Genomic DNA, 6,000 nt, shown 5'->3' on the forward strand with positions numbered 1-6,000 from the left:
ATTTCTACCATTTATCCAAGTCAATTTTAATTGTCAGCGATGACATAGTCATTTTCATATTCGCGTGTCAGCATGTCAGCATGTCAGCATGTCAGCATGTCAGCATGTCAGCATGTCAGCATGTCAGCATGTCAGCATAAAAATATACAGAATTGAAAATCGATGGACGACAAAAATGACCAATATGGTAAACAAGGCTCAAGGACTTGGGCTATCACTCATTACTAGAATTGCGGGTAGCGATGTACTTGATCAATTCAAACTGCGTAAATTTCTGGAAAAATCTCTCTATCAAAGTTCAAAAATGGGGTTTAAAACTTTAAGTAAAACCCAAAAAGTCTTTAAAGCCAGCTCCGGTGTCAGTAAGCAACGTTTGCCCAATCAGCAGAAATCATTGTTCGATTTAAGCTTGACTGAAGAACAGCAAATGAGCTGTGATGCCATGGATCAATTTGCATCAGAAGTGCTTTATCCACTCGCAGCTGAAGCAGACAATAAAGAACAATTTCCAGCAACACTTTGGCAACATGCTGCTGACTTAGGTCTTAACTATTACGCTCTTCCTGAAGCATTCGGTGGTGTAGCCGCTGAAAAGAATATCTTAAGCAATATTTTGATCGCTGAACATTTGGCCAAAGGTGATTTCAGCTTAACTGCAGGACTTCTTTCAACCTTTAGTGTCATTAATGCCATTACCCAATGGGGTTCAGCACAGATTCAATCAACCTATTTATCCAGCTTTGTAAATGATTTAGATATACAAGCTACCTTTGCCATCCAAGAAGCCACGCCCGCCTTTAATCCCCTGCAATTAAAAACCAAAGCCAGTTCAGTCAATGGAAAATACTGTATTAATGGCGAAAAAACTCTGGTGATTTTGGGTGAAACTGCAGATCTGTTTCTAGTCAATGCTGAACTCAATGGCTCACCAGAAGTGTTTATTGTTAAACGTGATAGCAGTATTACTGCTCAAAAAAGTACGGCCATGGGTTTAAAAGCAACCGAAACGGTTACTTTAAAATTCAACAATACCCCTGCTGAACTGTTGGGCGATGATGACTTTGATTATCTAGCATTTTTAGATCTGGGCAATTTAATGTGGTGTGCTATGGCGGTCGGCACGTGTGAAGCAGTCAAAGCCTACTGCATTCAATACGCCAATGAACGTACTGCTTTTGGTGAACCTATTTCACATCGCCAAAGTATCGCCTTCATGATTGCAGATATGGCGATTGAGATTGATACCATGCGCATGCTGGTTTTGAATGCGGCCAGTCTTGCAGAGGCCGGAAAACCCTTCCATCGCGAAGCCTATTTAGCACGTCTGCTCTGTGCAGAAAAATCCATGAAAATTGGTACAGATGGCGTACAGATTCTAGGTGGTCATGGATTTACCAAGGAACATCCTGTGGAGCGCTGGTATCGCGACTTACGTGCCACAGCAATTTTACATTCAGGCTTACATGCTTAATCTATAAAAATAAGGAATTACGCATATGAATTTACAGAATCCTAAAAAATTTAAGATGTTGATAGATCAAGCCCATGAATCAGCTTTAAAGGTACTACGCCCGATTTCACGTAAATATGATAAAGCCGAACACAGCTATCCAAAGGAACTCGACATGTTTGCCTCACTCATTGATGGCATGAATGATGGCGGTGAAGGCATCAACGCAGGTGCTGCAGTTGGCAAGCGTGGCAGCACAGAGACCGGCAACAAGAATGGCGTCAATATGTCCACTGTACTCGGCGTGATCGAGATGTGCTATGGAGATACCGGCTTATTGCTCAGTATGCCGCGCCAAGGCTTGGGAAATTCTGCCATTGCTGCTGTCGCCAATGATGAACAGCTAGAACGCTTTAAAGGCACATGGGCAGCCATGGCTATTACTGAACCCGGTTGCGGCTCCGATTCGGCCGCCATTCGAACCACTGCGATTAAAGATGGGTATGATTACATCCTCAATGGGGAAAAGATTTTCGTAACTTCTGGTGAGCGTGCCGATGCCGTGGTGGTCTGGGCAACATTAGACAAGAAACTCGGCCGTGCAGCCATTAAATCCTTTGTTGTTCCTAAAGGAACACCAGGAATGAAAGTGGAACGTCTGGAACACAAATTGGGGATCAAAGCATCCGATACTGCTGTCATTAGCTTTATCGACTGCCGTGTTCCTGCCGAAAATCTGTTGGGACATGCTGAAATTGATGTGGCCAAAGGTTTTGCTGGAGTCATGGAAACTTTTGACAATACCCGTCCTTTGGTGGCAGCCATGGCAGTAGGATGTGCTAAAGCATCACTGGAAAGAATTAAGGAAATTTTCAAAGATCAGTTAGATGAAAATTACCAGACACCCTATTTGCAGACCTCACATATTGCAGCTCAGATTTACCGTATGGAGGCAGAATGGGAAGCGGCACGTTTACTCACCATGAAGGCTGCCTGGATGGCAGATAATAAAAAGCCGAACTCACGTGAAGCTTCTATATCTAAAGCCAAAGCCGGTCGCATCTGTAATGAAATTACTTTGAAATGCGTAGAGCTTACAGCCAGCGTAGGTTATAACGAAGATGAATTGCTGGAAAAATGGGCACGCGACTCAAAAATTCTTGATATTTTTGAAGGGACTCAACAAATTCAACAACTGATTATCGCACGACGTGAATTAGGTAAGAATTCAAGTGAATTAAAATAAGTTTTAAGTATTTTTAATGCATAAACACCTTACAAGAGATGGATTTTTTGTTATAAAAATCCATCTCTTTTTTAATTCATTCATTTTAACTTTATGTACCAAATTAGGCCTATTCAAGCTCAAGACAATGCTGAAATTGCAGCGATCATCCGCGAAGTTTCCAAAGAATTTGGACTTGCTCCTGAATCAGGTTTTGCTGTGGCTGATCCAATTTTAGATAATTTGTACGCGGTTTATAATCGACCGAATGCAAAGTATTGGGTAATAGAAAATCAACAAGGTAAAATTTTGGGTGGTGGCGGTTTATCGCCTTTAAAAGGTGCCCCTACAATTTTAGAAATTCAAAAAATGTATTTTTTACCTGAAGTTCGAGGTTTAGGCTTTGCCAAACAACTTTTAGAAAATGCCTTTCAATTTACACTCCTGCAAGGTTTTAAGTCTTGTTACCTGGAAACGACCAAGGAACTTTGGCAAGCGGTAAAACTCTATGAAAAATTAGGTTTTCAATATTTAGATCAACCTAAGGGCAATACCGGACATAGTCATGCCTGTGAAATCTGGATGGAAAAGCAATTCTAATCAATCATATTTTATACATTTTATTTGTCAAAGCCCCTATTCATTTAACTCATCAGAGTTGCTATGACTTAATATAAATGCCTTGGTGTCTACTTTTACTTACACTGAAAGTATTCATTAACCTCTACAGCATACCCAGTTATCAATTTATGCTAAAAACATCAGGAAACAGGAAGTTTCCATAATAAAAAGAATAAACGATGTAAGCAGGAAGCATAAAACCAAGACAGAAGTCATTCACAGTCACTAGATAAAATAAGCCTCATCCAGATATGGGGCTTATTTTTGTCGGCATTCTTTCAAACCTTAACAAGAATAAGCTAAAAATTGTACAGCTTCATTTAGGCACTTTGTTAATGTCAAAGTTTAATATGTGATTTAGGATCATTAACATGACTAAAAAAGCACTATTTATTACTTCCAATATCGGTGTTGAACAAGATGAACTGATCAAACCGCTTGAATTCCTACAATCCAAAGGCATTGAAGTCATTCATGCGGCAGAAGAACAAAAGGAAGTACAAACAGTTAAGCATGGTAATGAACCTGCGGCTTCTTATATTCCTCAAACCAGCTTGGCTAAAGTATCAGCTGAAGATTATGATATTTTGGTAATTCCTGGAGGAACCGTAAATGCTGATATTCTTCGATTAAATGAGGAGGCCCATAAAATCATTCAATACTTCACTGACAATCACAAACCCATTGCGGCTATTTGCCATGGACCTTGGGTGTTAGTCAATGCACAGCGGATTAAAGATAAAAATTTAACCTCTTATAAAAGCATCAAGTTAGATCTGGAAAATGCGGGTGCCAATTGGTTTGATGAAGAAGTACATCGTTGCAATACCAATAATTGGCCTTTGATCACCTCACGATGTCCAGACGATATTCCTGCATTTAACCAGGCAATTTTGCAGGAACTAGATCATTAAAATATCTTTTAATAAATATGTTTAAATGAAAAGTCCCATTAAAATAATGGGACAATAGATTCAGAGTTTAAGCAATTGAATTATTTTAATATAAATTGAGATTCTGAAAATAACCATAAAATTTCTCTAATTCAGCAAAATAACAACTATTGACTCCCCTTTTTCAGCCCACTAGCATAGCCACTATAAAATTTTACTTTGGGTTTTGAACTTTGTTTTTTACACAGCCTCTCTCATATTTATCATCTAAAAATTCAAACCATCATTTATGTACATTTAAATCTGTAGCTATAATTATGACTACTTTAGCTTTTGCTGGATGTTCATCTAGCCCCTCAGTTGCTAAACGATCTGCAAAATTATCAACAGGTATTCAAAAAGCCTATTCAGTGGCACCGGATACTGCAAACCGTGTTTCGCCGATGATTATTCAAAGTGCTGACAAATACAATGTGGATCCAATCTTATTGGCTGCTATGATTCGACAAGAATCTAGCTATAGAAACTCTGTGATTTCGCCCGCTGGGGCGGTCGGATTGACACAAGTCATTCCACGTTATTGGCAACAGACTTGTCCAGGTAATCTGATCGAAGAAAATAATAATATCAATTGCGGGACTTATATTTTAGCCACATATAACAGCAAAGCTGGAAGTTGGCCAAAGGCTTTAGCTTACTACAATGTAGGTCCTGCGGGTTATAACTCCAGCCACAAGATGAAAAAACAAGGTGAAAAATATGCAGAGCAAGTTAAGCAACATCATGAAACACTAAAAGGTGCCTTATAAATCTAACTTAAAATCTCCTAAGATCTATTAGTAGATGATAGGAGATTTTTTATTACTTGATTTATTGTTTTCAGACTTTTAATAAAGCCCGAAAACCACGAGCAGCATAATATGATTCAGCTCCATTATGATAAATAAAAACCTGGCCATACCGCTTATCGCCAAATAAAGCCCCACCTTTTTTACGGATATTTTCTGGGGTGAATAACTAGCTTAAAGTTTTCATATCAATTGAATCTATTGTCTGAAGCTCATAATAATCATGCTCTGTTAACAATTCGATACCCATGTGTGAAATCATGTCTAGCACAGAGTTTTCAGGCTTATTGGCTTTTCTAGAATCTAATGCTTCTCGAGCATAACAACAACTTCTTCGACCAGCTGGACTCTATACTACAGTCCATAAAGATATAATGATCAGTGAGATGATCATGCATTACCACATCGGGTTCACCACCTGTTCGCTCCATTTCATGAAGTGACACCATACTTTATCAGGGCTTGCTTTCAGTTTGATTTGAATTTTCAACCATTACATGACTTTATGCCTCTGCATATTTTGTTCAAATCTTTCTTTTAAAATATTTAAAAAATTTGCAGATTGTTATTCATTTAATAGTTTGTCTTTTTGCTTATCTTCTTTCATTTTTAAACTCTTCTATTTTTTATTTTAAAATATTGTGCATTATTTCTTTCATCAATAACAAGTTTCAAAATAATATGAAATTGTACCTATAAAGTATTTTTTGCTTTTTTATTTTCCCCTTTTCCCCGGACAAAAAAACACCCCCTGATTTGATCAGGGGGTGTTTAGAATAATGAGCTGGCGATGACTTACTCTCACATGGGTAATCCCACACTACCATCAGCGCTAAGAGGTTTCACTTCTGAGTTCGGGAAGGGATCAGGTGGTTCACTCTTGCTATTGTCGCCAGCACAACTGTTTATGGACTTGTTCGGGTCTTATTTAACTGCTTTGCAGTGTTTGCCGTACTTGATACC

Annotated in this window: 5 protein-coding genes, 1 rRNA gene and 1 pseudogene; 5 read left to right on the forward strand and 2 right to left on the reverse strand. The window is 38.6% G+C overall.

Features of this window, described 5'->3' with window-relative positions:
- Positions 1 to 184 precede the first annotated feature (184 nt).
- From B9T29_RS09840 to B9T29_RS09860, 5 genes are all read left to right on the forward strand, one after another.
- Entirely contained in the window at positions 185 to 1,471 is a 1,287-nt protein-coding gene (locus tag B9T29_RS09840; protein WP_171264025.1) for an acyl-CoA dehydrogenase family protein, read from the forward strand.
- A 25-nt stretch (positions 1,472 to 1,496) separates the two neighbouring features.
- A complete protein-coding gene (locus B9T29_RS09845) occupies positions 1,497 to 2,696 on the forward strand; it encodes an acyl-CoA dehydrogenase family protein (protein ID WP_086175754.1) in 1,200 nt (399 codons plus the stop codon).
- A 93-nt stretch (positions 2,697 to 2,789) separates the two neighbouring features.
- A complete protein-coding gene (locus B9T29_RS09850; protein ID WP_086175755.1) occupies positions 2,790 to 3,275 on the forward strand; it encodes a GNAT family N-acetyltransferase in 486 nt (161 codons plus the stop codon).
- 392 nt (positions 3,276 to 3,667) lie between these two features.
- Positions 3,668 to 4,210: a type 1 glutamine amidotransferase domain-containing protein gene (locus tag B9T29_RS09855; protein ID WP_086175756.1), complete on the forward strand. Its 543-nt coding sequence runs from the start codon at positions 3,668 to 3,670 to the stop codon at positions 4,208 to 4,210.
- A 296-nt stretch (positions 4,211 to 4,506) separates the two neighbouring features.
- The gene (locus B9T29_RS09860; RefSeq protein WP_086175757.1) at positions 4,507 to 4,998 is read left to right on the forward strand and encodes a transglycosylase SLT domain-containing protein; all 492 of its coding nucleotides are present in this window, start codon (positions 4,507 to 4,509) and stop codon (positions 4,996 to 4,998) included.
- 70 nt (positions 4,999 to 5,068) lie between these two features.
- Here B9T29_RS09860 and B9T29_RS09865 read toward each other — a convergent pair.
- Together B9T29_RS09865 and rrf are read right to left on the reverse strand one after the other, a co-directional pair.
- Positions 5,069 to 5,486, reverse strand: a pseudogene (locus tag B9T29_RS09865) (DUF4256 domain-containing protein).
- 333 nt (positions 5,487 to 5,819) lie between these two features.
- Positions 5,820 to 5,934, reverse strand: a 5S ribosomal RNA gene (gene rrf / locus B9T29_RS09870).
- Positions 5,935 to 6,000: the final 66 nt, after the last annotated feature.

The organism is Acinetobacter sp. ANC 3903 (assembly GCF_002135315.1).
Taxonomy (GTDB): domain Bacteria; phylum Pseudomonadota; class Gammaproteobacteria; order Pseudomonadales; family Moraxellaceae; genus Acinetobacter.